The organism is Phytohabitans maris (genome assembly GCF_031085175.1).
Lineage (GTDB): Bacteria > Actinomycetota > Actinomycetes > Mycobacteriales > Micromonosporaceae > Phytohabitans > Phytohabitans maris.
Window position 1 is genome coordinate 1 of the sequence record NZ_JAVHUY010000044.1, and the last position, 14,855, is coordinate 14,855.

Genomic DNA, 14,855 nt, shown 5'->3' on the forward strand with positions numbered 1-14,855 from the left:
CGGCCGGCGGGCGGACGGCGGGCGGCGGGCGGACGGCGGGCGGCGGGCGGACGGCGGGCGGACGGCGGACGGCGGACGGCGGGCGGACGGCGAGCGGCGGGCGGCGCAGGCGGCGCACCGGCGGCGATCGGGTGAGCACCGGCTGCGTGCGGACGTAGGATCGCGGGCATGACCTTGAGCGAGCCTGAGCTGCGCGCGGCGATCACGCGTGAGCTTCCCGGAGTCCGTGCCGATCTCGAACGCCTGGTCCGCATCCCCGGCATCGCGTTCGACGGCTTCGACCACTCCCACGTGGAGCGTTCCGCCGAAGCGGTGGCGGAGCTGCTGCGCGGCTGCGGGCTCGATACGAGGATCGTGCGCGCGGGCGCCGGTCTGCCCGCCGTGATCGGCAGCAAGCCGGCCCCACCCGGTGCGCCGACCGTGCTGCTCTACGCCCACCACGACGTGCAGCCGGTGGGTGACCTCACGCTGTGGGAGAGCGACCCGTTCGAGGCGGTCGAGCGTGACGGGCGGCTCTACGCCCGGGGCGCCGCCGACGACAAGGCCGGCGTGATGGCGCACGTGGCGGCGCTGCGGGCGTACGGCGACGAGCTGCCGGTGGGCGTGGTGATCTTCGTGGAGGGGGAGGAGGAGTTCGGCTCGGCCTCGCTGGAGCAGCTCCTCGCCGACCACCGAGACGCGCTCGCCGCCGACGTCATCGTGATCGCCGACTCGGGCAACTGGGACATCGGGGTACCGGCGCTCACCACCTCGCTGCGCGGCATCGTCAACATGTTCGTCGAGGTGCGCACCGCCGGCCATGCGATCCACAGTGGAATGTTCGGCGGCGCGGTGCCGGACTCGCTGACCGTACTGGCCAAGCTGCTCGCCACCCTCCACGACGACGCGGGCGACGTGGCGGTCGACGGGCTCACCTCGGCCGGCCCGACGCCGGTGGACTACCCGGAGGAGCGGCTGCGCGCGGAGGCCGGGCTGCTCGACGGCGTGTCGTTCGTGGGCACCGGGCGGCTGACCGAACGGATCTGGCACAAGCCCGCCGTCTCGGTGCTCGGCATCGACGCACCGCGTACGAGCGAGGCGCCCAACGCGCTCGTCCCCTCGGCCAAGGCGAAGATCAGTATCCGCCTCGCGCCGGGCGACGACCCCAAGAGTGCGTACACGGCGATGAAGGCGCACCTGGAAAAGCACGTGTCGTGGGGCGCGCAGGTCGAGGTGTCGTTCGAGCACGACGGGGCGCCGTGCGTGATCGACGCGAGCGGCCCGATGTTCGACGCGGCCCGCTCGGCGTTCCGGACGGCCTGGGACGGCGTCGACCCGGTGGACATCGGGGTGGGCGGGTCGATCCCGTTCATCGCGACGTTCCAGGAGATGTTTCCTGGCGCGGCGATCCTCGTCACCGGCGTGGAGGACCCGCACGCCCAGGCACACGGGCCGAACGAGAGCCTGCACCTGGGCGAGTTCGCGCGGGTCTGCCTGGCCGAGGCGCTGCTGCTGAGCAACGTCGCGAGCGCCGCGAAGGCCTAGAGGATCTATTTCAAGGGGTGCATTCCCGCGGCCTCGCCCTCCGCGCTTGACAAGCCCCTTGCCGTCCCGGCGGTCGGCCCGGGCAGGTCCGCGCCGGCAGCTTCTGGGGCCTGCGGCCCCTGGAGATCGGGCGTCCTTGGCGAGGGAGCGGCCTGCCGTCCATCGGATGACGGGCAATGTCAGGGACATTGCCCGTTGCGAGCGCGCCCAGTGGGCAAAGTCCCCGACATCGCCCATTGCCGCGGCGTCCGGTCACGGATGACCGCCACCGGGCCGAGCAGACTCCTTGGAATAGATCGTCCAGGCCGCCTCCAACCGACCCCGCCGGGCCTCGTATCAGCTTTCCTCGATCGACGCCGGTAGGAGGGGTTCGCGGCCCGGCAACCCGGTCGGCGCGCGGTGATCGTGGTATTCCAGTGCCCCTCCGCGGGCACCTAAGTACCACGATCTCAACGACCCACCCATCAAATTGCGGTGAGCGTTGGGTCCGGACTACGACGGGCATCGCGGTGGCTCGAGCCTGTCCGGAAGCGTCCCTACCGGCGAAGGTCGCCAACGCGGCCGAGTGCGACCTTCGAGGGTGCGACGGCGCGGCCGTAGTGCCAGCCCTGCGCGGTGTCGCAGCCCAGCTCGCGGAGCGCGGCCGCCTGTGCCGCCGTCTCCACGCCCTCGGCGGTGACCGTGAGCTTCAGCTTGTGGGCCAGCCGGATCAGCGCGGAGAGGATCTCCTGGTCGGTCTGGTCCGGCCCGCCCGGCGCGCGCAGCCCGGCCATGAAGCGGCCGGCCAGCTTGAGCGCGTGCACCGGCAGGTCGCGCAGGTAGGCGAGGTTGGAGTAGCCGGTGCCGAAGTCGTCGATCGCGATCCGTACGCCGAGCTCGGCGAGCGCGTGGAGGGTGCGCAGCGGCTGGCCGGCGCTGCCCATCACCGAGCTCTCGGTCACCTCCAGCTGCAGCGCCTCCGGCTCCAGCCCGGTCTCGGCGAGCACGTCCTTGACCGCGTCGACGAAGCCGGCGTCGCGCACCTGGCGTACCGCGATGTTGACGCTCATCAGCAGCGGCAGGGCCGGATGGCTGTCGCGCCACGACCGGCCCTGCCGGCACGCCTCGGTGAGCACCCAGCGGCCGAGCGGATCGATCGCGCCGGTCTCCTCGGCCAGCTCGATGAAGCGGTTGGGGCCGAGCACCCCCAGGTCGGGGTGGCGCCACCGGACCAGCGCCTCGGTGCCGATGACGGCGGCGTCGTCGAGGCGCACCAACGGTTGGTACTCCACAAAAAACTCGCGCCGGGCCAGTGCCTCGGGCAGCTGGCCGGAGAGCCGGTAGCGGCTCACGTCGGAGGCGTGCCGGTCGGCGTCGAAGATCGCCCACCGGTCGCGCCCGTCGGCCTTGGCCCAGTACAGCGTGGTGTCCGCCGCCTTCATCAGCTCGGCCGCGTCGGTGCCCTCGACCGGCCGGTCGACCACGCCGACACTGGCCGAGACGTTGAGCAGGTGGCCGCCGAGGTGCACCGGCGCGCGGACCGCGTCGAGGGCGAGCTCGGCGACCCTTACCACGTCGGCGGTCTCCTTGACCCGCTCGACCAGCACCACGAACTCGTCGCCACCCATCCGGGCGACCAGGTGGCCGCTTGGCCGCAGCCGTGCGGCGAGCCGGCCGGCCACGGTGCGGATCAGCTCGTCGCCCGCGTCGTGCCCGAGCGTGTCGTTGATCGCCTTGAAGCCGTCCAGGTCCAGGTAGCAGACGCCGACCCGCGCCTCCGGGTCCGGGGCGGTCAGGGCTGAGTCCGCTGAGGCACCCGGCGGCCGGCGCGGGCCGTCCTCGTCGCCACGCTCCTGCGCCCGGGCCCTGCCCCCGAGGGCGCTGGCAAGCCGTTCGAAGAAGAGCGTGCGGTTGGGCAGGTCGGTGAGCGGGTCGTGCAGGGCCTGGTGGCGTAGCTGCTGCTGGAGCGTGCGGCGCTCGGTGACGTCCTGGACCATGGCCACCGCGTACAGCGGCGTGCCGTCCCGCCCGCGGATCAGCGAGACCGCGAGGTCGGTCCAGATCCGGCCGCCGTCCGCCCGCCGGTACGGCCGCTCGGTGCGGTAGTGGTCCCGGTCGCGCAGCCCGCCGGGCGGGAGGAAGGCACCGGCCGGGAGGGCGAGGAACTGGCCCCGGGTGTACCCGAACATCGCGCACAGCGCCCGGTTGACCTCCAGCAGGCGGCCGTCCAGCGCGGCGATGCCGATGCCGATCGCGGCTTCGGTGAAGACCGCCTGGAAGCGCTCCTCGCTCGCGCTCCGGGCCTCCTCGGCCTGGACCCGGGCGGTCAGCGCGGCGGCGTAGATGTCCTCCTGCTCGCTGAGCGTCCGCTCGCGCAGCGCCTGCGCGTACCCGGCGGCGAGCGCCCCCTGCAGCAGGCCGAGCCGGGAGCCTTTGCCGATCGACTCCGCGTACGCCCCGAGCTGCTCGTCGAGCACCACGAGCGTGCGGTCGAGCGAGGCGGGCTGGGTGAAGTGGGCGGCCACGAGCCCGGCCCCGATCTCCTGCGCCGGGCGCGGGTCGGCCTTTTCGGCGGCGAGCGCGTCGAGGAGGCGGGTGGCCGGTCCCGCCAGGTGGGCGGCGAGCTCGCCGGTCGTCATCGACACGAAGCTCGTCCACGCGATAGCCCGGGCCCAGTGGTGGGCGAGCCGCTCGGCGGTCACCATCGGTCGCGCTGCGTTCCTACCGTCGGGTCATCGCGCCGCGGGTCCGCGACGCCACGCCTGCCGGGGAGGAGCACCGACACCCACCTTTCAGGACAAAAGGCCAGCACATTACCAGCCAGCATAAGGGGGCATGAGGCGCGTGTGGAACTTTCACGTCTTGGCGTGGATGGCCTTTACGGTCTCGATCGTGTCGGCCTCCGCCGCCGTCTTGTCGTCCCGGTAACGGAGCACGCGGGCGAACCGCAGCGCCACGCCGCCCGGGTATCGCGGGCTCGCCTGCACTCCGTCGAACGCGATCTCGACCACCTGCTCCGGGCGCACGGTCACGACCCAGTCGCCCTTGTCGACCGCCAACTCCAGAAAGCGCTCAGTCTGCCACCGCAACAGCTCGTCCGTGAGCCCTTTGAACGTCTTGCCCAGCATCACGAACCCGCCGGTCTGCGGGTCGCGCGCGCCGAGGTGCAGATTGGACAGCCAGCCCTTGCGCCGCCCGTGTCCCCACTCGACGGCGAGCACGACCAGGTCGAGCGTGTGCCGCGGCTTGACCTTGACCCAGGCCGCGCCGCGCCGACCCACGTCGTACGCCGATTCGGGTGACTTCACGACGACACCCTCCTGCCCGGCGGCCAGCGCCGCGGCGAAGGCCTCCGCGGCCTCGGCCGGCGTGGTCACCGCGGTGCGGCCGACCAGCAGCGGGGCCGGCACCGCCTCGGCGAGCGCGCCCCACCGCTCGCGGCCGGGCGCGTCGAGCAGGTCGGCGCCGTCGAGGTGCAGTAGATCGAAGAAGTACGGCGTGAGCACGGTGACCGGGGCGCCGCGGGTGGCCGCCCGGCTGGCCGTCTCCTGGAACGGGCGCGGGCGTCCCGCCGCGTCCAGCGCCATCGCCTCGCCGTCGAGCACGATCTCCCGGGCCGGCAGCGCGCGCACGGCCGCGACCACCTCGGGCAGCCGGGGCGTGATGTCGTCGAGGCTGCGGGTGAAGACCGCCACCTCGTCGCCGGAGCGGTGCACCTGGATGCGGATCCCGTCGAGCTTGACGTCGACCACGGCGGGCACGCCGGTGGCGGCGAGCGCGTCGTCGACCGAGGCCGCGCTCTGCGCCAGCATCGGGGCGAGCGGCCGTCCCACCCGCAGCGCGACCTCGGCGAGCGCCGCCGCCCCGCCGGTCAGCGCCGCCACGGCCACCTCCTTGAGGTCGCCGGCCAGCAGCAGCGCCCGCCGCACCAGCGTCACCGGCACCTCCCCGGCCCGGGCGATCGCGTCGACCAGCAGGCCGGCCTGCGCGCCCTGGCGCAGCTCGCCGCCGAAGAGCCCGACGAGGTGGCGCTGCTCGTCGGCGGTGGCCGCGGCGAACAGCGCGCCGACCAGCTCCCGGCGGCGGCCCTGCGAACCGGCGCCGCCGACCTGGGAGATCTCCTCGATCGCCCGGTCGACGGCGGCCACGGTCAGGGTGGGCTCGCCGGCGGGTGGCGGCGCCTGGCGGAGCGTGGCCCAGCCGACGCCGGTCTGCCGCTGGCGCAGCTCACCCGCGAGGTAGGCCGAGCCGGCCACGATCTCCTCCGGCCCCAGCCGGCGCAGGGCGTCGGCGAGCAGCTCGACCTTGGTCTTGCGGCTGGACGTTGCCGAGACCGCCGCCGAGGTGGCCACGAGATCCACGAAGCGCACGCCTTCACGGTAGTGGCCCGACCGACATTTCCGCGGTCGCCGGCGCCTGCTCGCGCTGCTCAGCGCCGTTGAGGCGGAGGACGAGGAAGGCGCCCGCGACGGCCACCGCCGCGGCCACCCAGCCGGCCGTCCGCAGCCCGCCCACCAGCTCCGCGGCCGGCGCGGCACCGGCTTCGACGTCGAGGCCCGCGTTGGCGACCGCGACCAGCGCGGCCAACCCGACCGCGCCGCCGATCTGCTGGGACGTGGAGACCAGCGCCGACGCGACGCCCTGCTCGCCGGGGGCGACGTCCGCGCCGCTGGCGAGGAAGACCATCGGGTACACCATGCCGGCGAACAGCCCGAGGAACACGATGCCGGGCAGCAGCCGCCAGTACGACCCGCCGGCCGACATGCCCGCCGCGACCGCCGCCATCGACAGCCCCGCACCGAGTACGCCGGTGAAGAGGGCGCCGCGCGTGCCGGCCCGGCTGATCAGGACCGGGAGCAGCTTGGCCGCGCCCACGATCGACGCCACGCTCATCGGCAGGAACGCGAGGCCGGCGCCGAGCGCGCTGTACCCGAGCACCTCCTGCACGTCCATGTAGAACAGGTAGTGCAGCGTGTTGATCGTCCCCATCAGTACGAAGATCAACGCCATCATCGTGACCAGGCTGCGTACGCCGAGCAGGCGCGGCGGGGCGAGCGGGTCGCGGGAGCGGCGCTCGATCAGCACGAACGCGGCGAGCATGGCACCGCCGAGCGCCAGCGCCCCGGCGCCGCGAGCCGAGCCCCAGCCGGCTTCCGGCCCGCTCACCAGCCCGAAGACCACCAGCGTCGAACCGGCGGTGGCGACCAGCGCGCCGGGCAGGTCGAAGCCGCCCCACGCGTACCCGCCCCGGTCGGCGGGCAGCACCCGGAGCGCGGCCACCACGGCGGCGAGCGTGAGCGGGGCGTTGACGAAGAAGACCCACTCCCAGCCGAGGAAGTTGGTGATCACGCCACCGGCCATCGGGCCGACGACCGCGCCGGTGCTGCCGGCGACGCCCCAGAGGCTCAGCGCCCGGCCGCGGGCCGGACCGGTGAACGTGTTGTTGATCAGGGCGAGCGTGGCCGGGAAGAGCAGCGCGCCACCCGTACCCTGCACGACCCGGGCGGCCACCAGCACACCCGGCTCGGCTGCCAGGCCACCGGCGAGCGAGGCGAGCCCGAAGACGGCGAGCCCGAGCACGAAGATCCGCCGCGCGCCGAGCCGGTCCACCGCCCGCCCGCCGAGCAGCAGCAGGCCGCCGAAGCCCACCGCGTACGCGCTGACCACCCATTGCAGCGACTGCGCGGTGAAGCCGAGCTCGTGCCCGATGTCGGGGAGCGCGACGTAGACGATGTTGAAGTCGATCGAGATGACGAAGGCCGCGAAGATCAGCAACGCCAGCCTGAGCCGGTTCATAGGTGACCACCAGTTCTCTAGGTGCACGACTTGTAACAGCACCCATCATGTGTGACCATGAACGCTGGCGTAAGGAGGCACTTTCATGTCCCAGGGAAACACCGATGTGTCCGCGCACGTCGGCGCCGAAGACCAGGCCTGCACGGTCCGCCAGGTGCTCGACCGGGTGGGCGGCAAGTGGAGCATCGGCATCCTGGTGGCCGCCTCGAAGGGGCCGGTCCGCTTCACCGAGCTGGAGCGCTCGGTCGAGGGGATCAGCCGCCGCATGCTGACGCTGACCCTGCGCCAGCTGGAGCGCGACGGCCTGCTGGTGCGTACGGTCTACCCGACCGTCCCGCCCAAGGTGGAGTACCGGGCGACCGAGATCGCGCTGGAGCTCTACGACTCGCTGGTCACGCTGACGACGTGGGCCGAGCGGCACCGCGCCACGATCGCGGCCGCCCGCGAGGCGTACGACCGGGAGCACGCGCTCACGCCAACGAGTTGATCTCCTTCGGGTCGAGGATCCGCTTCGGGGCGCCATGCCGGGCCGCGTTGAGCATGGCGAGCCCGATCAGCTCGGTCGTGGTGACCTGGTTGGGAAAGAGCCGCCGGACCAGCGGCGCGACCGGCCCCACGAAGCGGTAGAGGATCCGGTAGAGCCGGGTCTTGGACGTGGCGCCGTGCATCGCCTGGATGAACCCGGGGCGAAACATGACCGCCTTTGGAAAGAGCGCCAGCAGCGCGTCTTCGGTCTGACCCTTGACCTGCGCCCACATCGCCCGGCCACCGGTGCCGGCGCCGGAGACGTAGGTGAACGTGAGGTCGGGGTTGCCCGCCGCCAGCACCCGGGCCGCCGCCATCGTCATGTCGAACGTGATCCGCCGGTAGTCGGCCTCGCTCATGCCCGTGGACGAGACGCCGAGGCAGAAGAAGCAGGCGTCCTGCCCGGCCAGGTCACCGGCGATCGGCGACAGGTCGAGCAGGTCTTCGTGCACGAGGTCGCGCAGCTTTTCGTGGGTGACCCCGGTGGGCGTACGCCCGACCGCGAGCACGCTCTCGACGTCGGGCGCGAGCAGGCACTCGCGCAGCACGCCCTGCCCGACCATGCCGGTGGCACCGAAGACCACGACTCTCACGCCGTCGAACGTACCGCCACATCGGACGGATCGGTGCCCGGCGCGACGAACGCCAGCAGCCGCGCCCCCTCCGCGGCCACCGCGGCCCGGTCGCGCCTGGTGAGCCGCCCGAACGGCTCCACGGTGAGGCGGCGCTTCGCGATCGTCCAGGTGCCGGCCACCGTCCCGTCCACCAGGAACGCCCGCACGAGCCGGTGCCGCGCCATGTGCGCCCGGTACCCGTCGGAGATCACCCGGGAGGAGCCCGCGCAGGCCGTGCGCGAGCGAGGCCGCCGCCCGATCGGGCCACCTTTCCCGCAGGAGCGCCCCGAGCTTCGTACCAGAGATGGGTTTTGCTTCGAGAAGCTCGCGCCCGGCGGCGGCCAGGGCGGCGAGGTCGAGGCCGGCCAGCGACGCGGCGTGGAGGGTGTTGGTCCGCAGGTCGCGGTCGTAGATCGGCTGGGTGAGCGGGCGGAGGCCGCGCGCGTCGCGGGCGGTGACCAGGTGGACGGTGCCGCGCATCAGGGCGATGCGGACCACCCGCCGGTCGCGCAGCAGCCCGCTCAGCTCCTCCGGGTCGAACATGGACAGTCGCGACCAGAGCCCCAGGTACGGCGCGTGCGGCGCCTGGCCCTGCAGCCCGACCAGGTGCTCGACCGCCTGCGCCACGCCGAGCGGCGCCCGCTCCAGCAGGAGCTGGCGGGCGAGCGTGGCGCGGCCGAGGGCCCTTTCGGTGAGGACGGCACGAACGCCCGGGGTGCGCACCGGCGCGGCGGTCTTCATCGCAGGCCGGCGAAGAAGAGGCGGACGTCCTCGACCAGCGTCCCGGCCTCCAGGTGGGCGGCGTAGTGGCCACCCGGGACCTCGTACCGCTGCCAGGAGCGGAGGTGGTCCAGGTCGGCCTGGGGGACGTCGATGCGGAACGGCTTGATCTCGGTGTCTTCGCTCATGCCGACGACGCTACGGACCATTCCGGTCAGATCCTGTCCTAAAGGTCTGGGAGACTTTCTCCCGTGACGGGGATCGAGGCCGCTACAGCGCGGCGAGGGAGCGGACGTAGTTCACCTGGTTGTGGATCTGCTGCACCTGCTCCTGCGTGGTCACCGGGATGCGGGCCACGTACTGGTGGGGGCCGTTGGTGACCGTGACCTGCACCGTGCCGCGGTAGGTCGTCTGCTTTACCAGCAGGAAGAGCAGGCTGAAGACGGTCAGCACGCAGAACCCCAGCACCGCCGCCACGATCGCCCAGGTCGGCGTCTTCTGCTCGGTCTGCCAGTAGTCGGTGACCTGCCAGGTGGAGTGGGCCAGCGGGATCTCGCCGGCCGGGGTGCGCACGGCCGTGGGTGTCACCGCGATCTCGCCGATGAGGGCGACCACGGGGTCGCTCACGCGTTCAGCAATTCGGTGCGGTCCGCCGGCTCCTGCTTGGGATGCGCCTCGCGGTAGACCATCCAGCCGAAGCCGGCCACGGCCAGCGCCGCGAAGAGCCACCACTGCAGCACGTACCCGGCGTTCTGCCAGGAGTTTTCGTGCCGGACGGTGACCTCGGTGAAACCGTTCGCGGGCTCCTCGGTCAGCACGTACCCGCCGTACAGGGGGTAGGGGAGCTCCTCGCCGAGCCGGGCGATGCCGATCCGGCGTACCTCGATCTTGCCCTCGCGGCGGGTCACCGAGTCGGGCCGGCTCTCGCTCACGTGCAGCCGTCCCACCACGGTCACCTCGCCGGTGGGAGGCGCCGGCACCTTCGGCATCGCGATGGCCCCACCCGGCGCCGGCGGCACCCAGCCCCGGTCGACCAGGACCGCCGGCCCCTCGGTGCGGACCAGCGGCGTGACCACCTCGAAGCCGACCGTGCCGTCGACCGTGCGGCCGCGGACCAGGATCTCGTTCGTCGGGTCGTACTGCCCGGTGACGGTGACCCGGGTCCAGGCCGCGGGCACCTCCTCCGGAAGCGGAACCGGCGCGACCCGTGACGACTCATCGATCCGTTCGTTGGTCGCACTGCGCTCCTGGTACCGATGCAGCTGCCAGTTGCCCAGCATCACCATGACGACGGCCGCCACGCCGACGAGGGCGGCAAAGCCCAGCCAGCGGGGGGTCAGGAGGAACCGGTACACAGCACGAGGCTACTCGTGTGATCTCAGGCACTACGCTGGTCCCGGCCGTTTGTGGGGAGGAGACGTCGATGACCGCCGTACCGCGCGTGGTGGTGAGCGCGCCATCGTCCGGGCACGGCAAGACGGCGGTCGCCGTCGGCCTCCTCGCGGCGCTCGCCGCCCGAGGCATGCGCGCCGCCGGGTTCAAGATCGGACCGGACCACACCGACGCCGCGTACCTGGGGCTCGCCGCCGGCCGCCCCGGCCGCAACCTCGACCCCCGGCTGGTCGGCTCGGCCCGGGTCGCCCCGCTCTTCGCCCACGGTGCCAGCGGCGCCGACATCGCGGTGCTGGAAGGCACGATGGGGCTCTTCGACAGCCTCACCGGCCGCGCCGACTCGCACTCCACCGCCGGCGTCGCCGCCACGCTGCGCGCGCCGGTCATCCTCGTCGTCGACGTCGGCGCGATGGGCCAGTCGGTCGCCGCGCTGGTGCACGGCTTCCGGGCGTACGACGAGGTGCTGTGGCTCGGCGGCGTGATCCTCAACCGGGTCGCCTCCGACCGCCACGAGCAGCTGCTGCGGGAGGCGCTCGACGACATCGGCGTGCCCGTGCTCGGCGCGCTGCGCCGCCGCGACCTGCCCGCCGCGCTGCCGTCCCGGCACGACGGCGTGGTGCCGGTCGTGCACCGCAGCGTGGAGGCGGGCCGCGGTGTGCGGCGGCTGGGCGAGGGCATCGCCGGCGCCGTCGACCTCGACCGCCTGGTCGGGCTCGCCCGTTCCGCGCCCCAGCTCGGCGTGGAGCCGTGGACCGCGCGCGGGGAGAGCCCCGCCGTCGCGGTCGGGCGCCGTCCGGTCGTCGCGCTCGCCGGCGGTCCGACGATCTCCTACTCGTACGCGGAGACCGCCGAGCTGCTCACCGCCGCCCGCGCCCACGTCGTGCCGGTCGACCCGCTGCGCGACGAGCACCTCCCGGAGGGGACCGACGCGCTGGTGATCGGCGGCGGCCTGCCCGAGTCGTACGCGGAGGAGCTTTCCGCCAACCGTCGACTGTGTACCGAGGTGGCCGAGCTGGCCCAGGCCGGCCGCCCGGTGATCGCCGAAGGGGCGGGGGCGCTCTGGCTGGCCCGCGAGTTCGACGGCCGGCCGATGTGCGGGGTCGTCGAGGCCACCGGCATGAGCACCGACCAGATCGTGGTCGGCTACCGCGAGGCGACCGCCCGCGCCTCCACGCCGGTGGCCCAGCTCGGCACCCGGATGGTCGGCTACAAGCAGCACCGCGGCGTGCTCAACCCGCGCGCCGGCCAGACCCCCGCCTGGACCTGGGGCGGCAGCACCCCCGAGGGCTTCGTGTGGCGGCGGGTGCACGCCTCCCAGCTCATGCTCCACTGGGCCGGCGCCCCCGAGATCGCCCACCGGCTCGTGGCGGCGGCCGCGCCGGCGGAGACCGCCCCCGAATCGCTGGGCGCGGCGACCGTTTCCGCCTCCCTGGGTGCGGAGACGGCGGAGCTGCCCGCCCAGCCCGGCCCGGCCGCGGTGCCGGACGCTCAGCCACCTGTCAGCCCGAGCGGTGAGGTTCAACAGTGACCGGACACGTCGCGGTGCGGCGGTTTCCGTCGTTGACCGTGTCGACCCCGCGCGTCCTCGTACGCCCGGTGGACCTCGCCGACGCCAAGGCGGTCACCGAGGTCTTCATGGACAAGCAGACCCAGCGGTGGCTGCCGTTCCCGCGCGAGTTCGGGCAGATCGAGGGCATCGCCTGGTGCACCGAGACCGCCCAGGAGCGGCGCGACAGCGGCAACGGCGACCACTACGCCGTGGTCCGCCGCGAGGACGACCGGCTCGTCGGGTGCCTCTGGACCAAGCGCACCGACTGGGTCGCCCGGGTCACCGAGGTGTCGTACGCGATCGCCCCGGACACCCGCGGCTTCGGCGTGGCCGCCGAGGCGGTCGACGCGCTCGCCATCGCGCTGCTGCTGGAGCATGGCTTTCAGCGGGTCGAGCTGCGGGTGGCGCCGGGCAACACCGCGTCCCGCCGGGTCGCCGAGAAGGCCGGCTTCACGTACGAGGGCCTGCTCCGCAACGCCGGCCACGTACACAGCGGCCGGGTCGACCTGGAGGTCTGGTCCCTCGTGAAGGCCGACCTCCACTCCGGCTCCTGACCCCCGGGGCGGGACGTCCGCGGGAGCGGTCAGCGCAGGATCGACGCGGGCGGTGGGGTGAAGTTGCGCTTGGGCTTGCCCTTCAGGCCGTCGCGTAGCGTCTCGGCCACGGTGTTGACCGGCTTGAGCGACTGGCCGTCGCCCACCGCGTTGAACGGGTAGTCCGGGTCGGCGATGAACGAGGCCGCCGCCAGGTCCGGCGTCATGCCGACGAACCAGGCCGCGCGGGTCGAGTCGGTCGTACCGGTCTTGCCGGCCACCGGCCGCCCCACGATGCCGTACACGCCGGGCGCGGTCGACCAGCCGCCGCACGAGCCGCGCGCCGCGCCGTAGCCGGTCACGCAGCGGGCCGCGTCCGCCGCCGCGCGGGCGACCGCCGGGGTGACCGCCTGCATGCAGCGCGGCTTGGCCACCTCGACACCCTTGTACGCGGCCTGCGAGCCGTCCGGCGCCGCGATCGAGAGCACGGGCAGCGCCTCGCAGTACTTGCCGTCGGCGGCCACCGTCGCGTACGCGTTCGCCATCTCCAGCGGCGTGACGTCCGAGACGCCGAGCGTGAAGGCGCCCCAGCCGCGCGCCTTGGCCGGCGAGGCCTGGAGCTGGTCGATCTCGGTACGCCATTGCAGCCCCAGCCGCTCGGCCATGCGCACCGCCTTGTCCGCGCCGACCTTCTGCTCCAGCTGGACGAAGTACGTGTTCACCGACTTGCCGAAGCCGGACCACATCGCGTGCCGGCCGGTCATCGAGCCGGAGGCGTTCTGCGGGCACCACCGGCCACCGCAGCTGCCCGGCTCGCCGGGGCCGGCGAGGTACTGCGAGACGTACCGCTGCGGCGAGTAGAACGACGTCGTCATCGGCAGGCCGGCGTCGAGCGCGGCCAGCATGGTGAACATCTTGAACGTCGACCCCGCCTGGTAGCCGGGCATGTCGCCGCCGCCGAGCAGCGGGTTCACCGTGTTCGGGTAGTTGCCCGGGATGTCGCCTCGCTTGTTGGGGTCGGAGTGCGACCCGTTGTGCTTCTGGTCCAGCGAGTACGTGCGGTTGACCGCCATCGCCTTCACCTGGCCACTGCCGGGCTGGATGGCCACGACACCGAGCGCGAAGCGGCTGCTCTTGCCCTCCTTCTCCAGGACGTTCGTCTGCGCGCTGCGCTGGATCTTCGGGTCGAGCGTCGTGATGATCTTGTACCCGCCGCGGCGCAGCCGGTCCTCCCGCTCCTGCGCGCTGTTGCCGAACGCCTTCTGCGTGTTCCACCACGCCTTGAAGTAGTCGCAGAAAAAGCCCCAGTCGTTGTGCTTGTCGTCGACCGAGATGCAGTCGTTCGCCGGCGTCGTGAGGCGCAGCTTGATCGGGCTGGACTTGGCCTTCTCCGCCTCGGCCGGCGTCGCGTACTTGAGCGCCACCATCCGGTCGATCACGTAGTTGCGCCGTTCGGTGGCCGCGCGCTTGTCCTGGCTCGCCGGGTCGTACGCGGTGGGCGCCTTGACCAGGCCGGCGAGCGTGGCCGCCTCGACCAGCGTGAGGTCCTTGGGGCGCTTGGAGAAGAAGACCTCGGACGCGGCGTAGATGCCGTACGCCCGGTGCCCGAAGTACGCCGAGTTGAGGTAGCGCTCCAGGATCTCCTGCTTGCTGATCTGCTTTTCCAGCTCGACCGCCAGCTTCATCTCGCGGACCTTGCGGGCGCTGGTCTGCTCGGTCGCCTGCTGCACCTCCAGCGGTGTCTTCGCGCTGTCCCGCAACGCCATGCGCACGTACTGCATGGTGAGTGTGGACGCACCCTGCTGCACCTCGCCGCCCTGGTGGTTGGCGACGAAGGCGCGGGCGATGCCCTTCGCGTCCACGCCGTTGTGCTCGTAGAAGCGCGAGTCCTCGGAGGCCACGATGGCCCGCTGGATGTTCACCGACATCTGGCCGATCGGCGTGTACTTGCGGTGTTCCTCGTAGAACATCGTGATCAGCGTCTTGCCGTCGGCCGCGTACACGTAGGTGGTCTGTGCCGGCGGGGTCGCGTCCAGCACGGAGGGCAGGTCGCCGACGAAGTCGGCGGCGGCCTTGGCCCCGATGCCACCCGCGGCGGCGATGGGGTAGGCGACGGCGGCAACGAGCACCCCGGCGATGAGCCCGGCGCGGACGAGGGGTGCCATCCGATTGGTTGCGGAGAGTACGCGCTTCATCACTACCCAAAGGTAGGACAAAGGCCGT

General features: G+C 72.8%; 12 protein-coding genes and 1 pseudogene. 4 read left to right on the top strand and 9 right to left on the bottom strand.

All coding sequences use genetic code 11. The features are described 5' to 3' along the window. Positions 1-174: 174 nt before the first annotated feature. The gene (locus RB614_RS34140) at positions 175-1,524 is read left to right on the top strand and encodes a dipeptidase (RefSeq protein WP_428983164.1); all 1,350 of its coding nucleotides are present in this window, start codon (positions 175-177) and stop codon (positions 1,522-1,524) included. Between the two features lie 536 nt (positions 1,525-2,060). On the opposite strand, the gene RB614_RS34145 is transcribed toward RB614_RS34140, so the two are convergent. The 3 genes from RB614_RS34145 to RB614_RS34155 all read right to left on the bottom strand — a co-directional run bounded on the left by RB614_RS34145 (position 2,061) and on the right by RB614_RS34155 (position 7,299). Next, positions 2,061-4,208, bottom strand: coding sequence for a putative bifunctional diguanylate cyclase/phosphodiesterase (locus tag RB614_RS34145; protein ID WP_308716834.1), 2,148 nt, complete (start codon positions 4,206-4,208; stop codon positions 2,061-2,063). Between the two features lie 150 nt (positions 4,209-4,358). Then, on the bottom strand, positions 4,359-5,873 hold the full coding sequence (locus RB614_RS34150) for an ATP-dependent DNA ligase (RefSeq protein ID WP_308716835.1): 1,515 nt from the start codon (positions 5,871-5,873) through the stop codon (positions 4,359-4,361). 4 nt (positions 5,874-5,877) lie between these two features. Then, entirely contained in the window at positions 5,878-7,299 is a 1,422-nt protein-coding gene (locus RB614_RS34155; protein ID WP_308716836.1) for an MFS transporter, read from the bottom strand. An 85-nt stretch (positions 7,300-7,384) separates the two neighbouring features. Here RB614_RS34155 and RB614_RS34160 point away from each other — a divergent pair, with 85 nt between their 5' ends. Continuing rightward, on the top strand, positions 7,385-7,786 hold the full coding sequence (locus RB614_RS34160) for a winged helix-turn-helix transcriptional regulator (RefSeq protein WP_308716837.1): 402 nt from the start codon (positions 7,385-7,387) through the stop codon (positions 7,784-7,786). Positions 7,787-8,413: 627 nt separating this feature from the next. Here the strand turns inward: RB614_RS34160 and RB614_RS44420 are convergent. The 5 genes and pseudogenes from RB614_RS44420 to RB614_RS34180 form a co-directional block, all read right to left on the bottom strand. After that, a complete protein-coding gene (locus RB614_RS44420; RefSeq protein WP_428983165.1) occupies positions 8,414-8,623 on the bottom strand; it encodes a DNA glycosylase AlkZ-like family protein in 210 nt (69 codons plus the stop codon). Positions 8,624-8,630: 7 nt separating this feature from the next. Continuing rightward, positions 8,631-9,179, bottom strand: a pseudogene (locus RB614_RS44425) (DNA glycosylase AlkZ-like family protein); the annotation flags it as partial. Further along, complete coding sequence (locus RB614_RS34170; protein WP_308716839.1) at positions 9,176-9,346, bottom strand: hypothetical protein; 171 nt, start codon at positions 9,344-9,346, stop codon at positions 9,176-9,178. The gene RB614_RS34170 and the pseudogene RB614_RS44425, both read right to left, overlap by 4 nt. 82 nt (positions 9,347-9,428) lie before the next feature. Next, on the bottom strand, positions 9,429-9,785 hold the full coding sequence (locus RB614_RS34175) for a hypothetical protein (RefSeq protein ID WP_308716840.1): 357 nt from the start codon (positions 9,783-9,785) through the stop codon (positions 9,429-9,431). Next, the gene (locus RB614_RS34180) at positions 9,782-10,513 is read right to left on the bottom strand and encodes an SURF1 family cytochrome oxidase biogenesis protein (protein ID WP_308716841.1); all 732 of its coding nucleotides are present in this window, start codon (positions 10,511-10,513) and stop codon (positions 9,782-9,784) included. Before RB614_RS34180 ends, RB614_RS34175 begins: the two co-directional genes overlap by 4 nt. Before the next feature lie 68 nt (positions 10,514-10,581). Here RB614_RS34180 and RB614_RS34185 point away from each other — a divergent pair, with 68 nt between their 5' ends. Further along, positions 10,582-12,078 carry a cobyrinic acid a,c-diamide synthase CobB gene (locus tag RB614_RS34185; RefSeq protein ID WP_308716842.1) on the top strand — a complete coding sequence of 499 codons (1,497 nt, stop codon included), beginning with the start codon at positions 10,582-10,584 and terminating at the stop codon, positions 12,076-12,078. Continuing rightward, positions 12,075-12,653, top strand: a complete 579-nt coding sequence (locus RB614_RS34190) for a GNAT family N-acetyltransferase (protein WP_308716843.1) — start codon at positions 12,075-12,077, stop codon at positions 12,651-12,653. Before RB614_RS34185 ends, RB614_RS34190 begins: the two co-directional genes overlap by 4 nt. A gap of 29 nt (positions 12,654-12,682) precedes the next feature. Here RB614_RS34190 and RB614_RS34195 read toward each other — a convergent pair whose 3' ends face one another. Further along, positions 12,683-14,830, bottom strand: a complete 2,148-nt coding sequence (locus RB614_RS34195; protein ID WP_308716844.1) for a transglycosylase domain-containing protein — start codon at positions 14,828-14,830, stop codon at positions 12,683-12,685. Between the last annotated feature and the right edge of the window lie 25 nt (positions 14,831-14,855).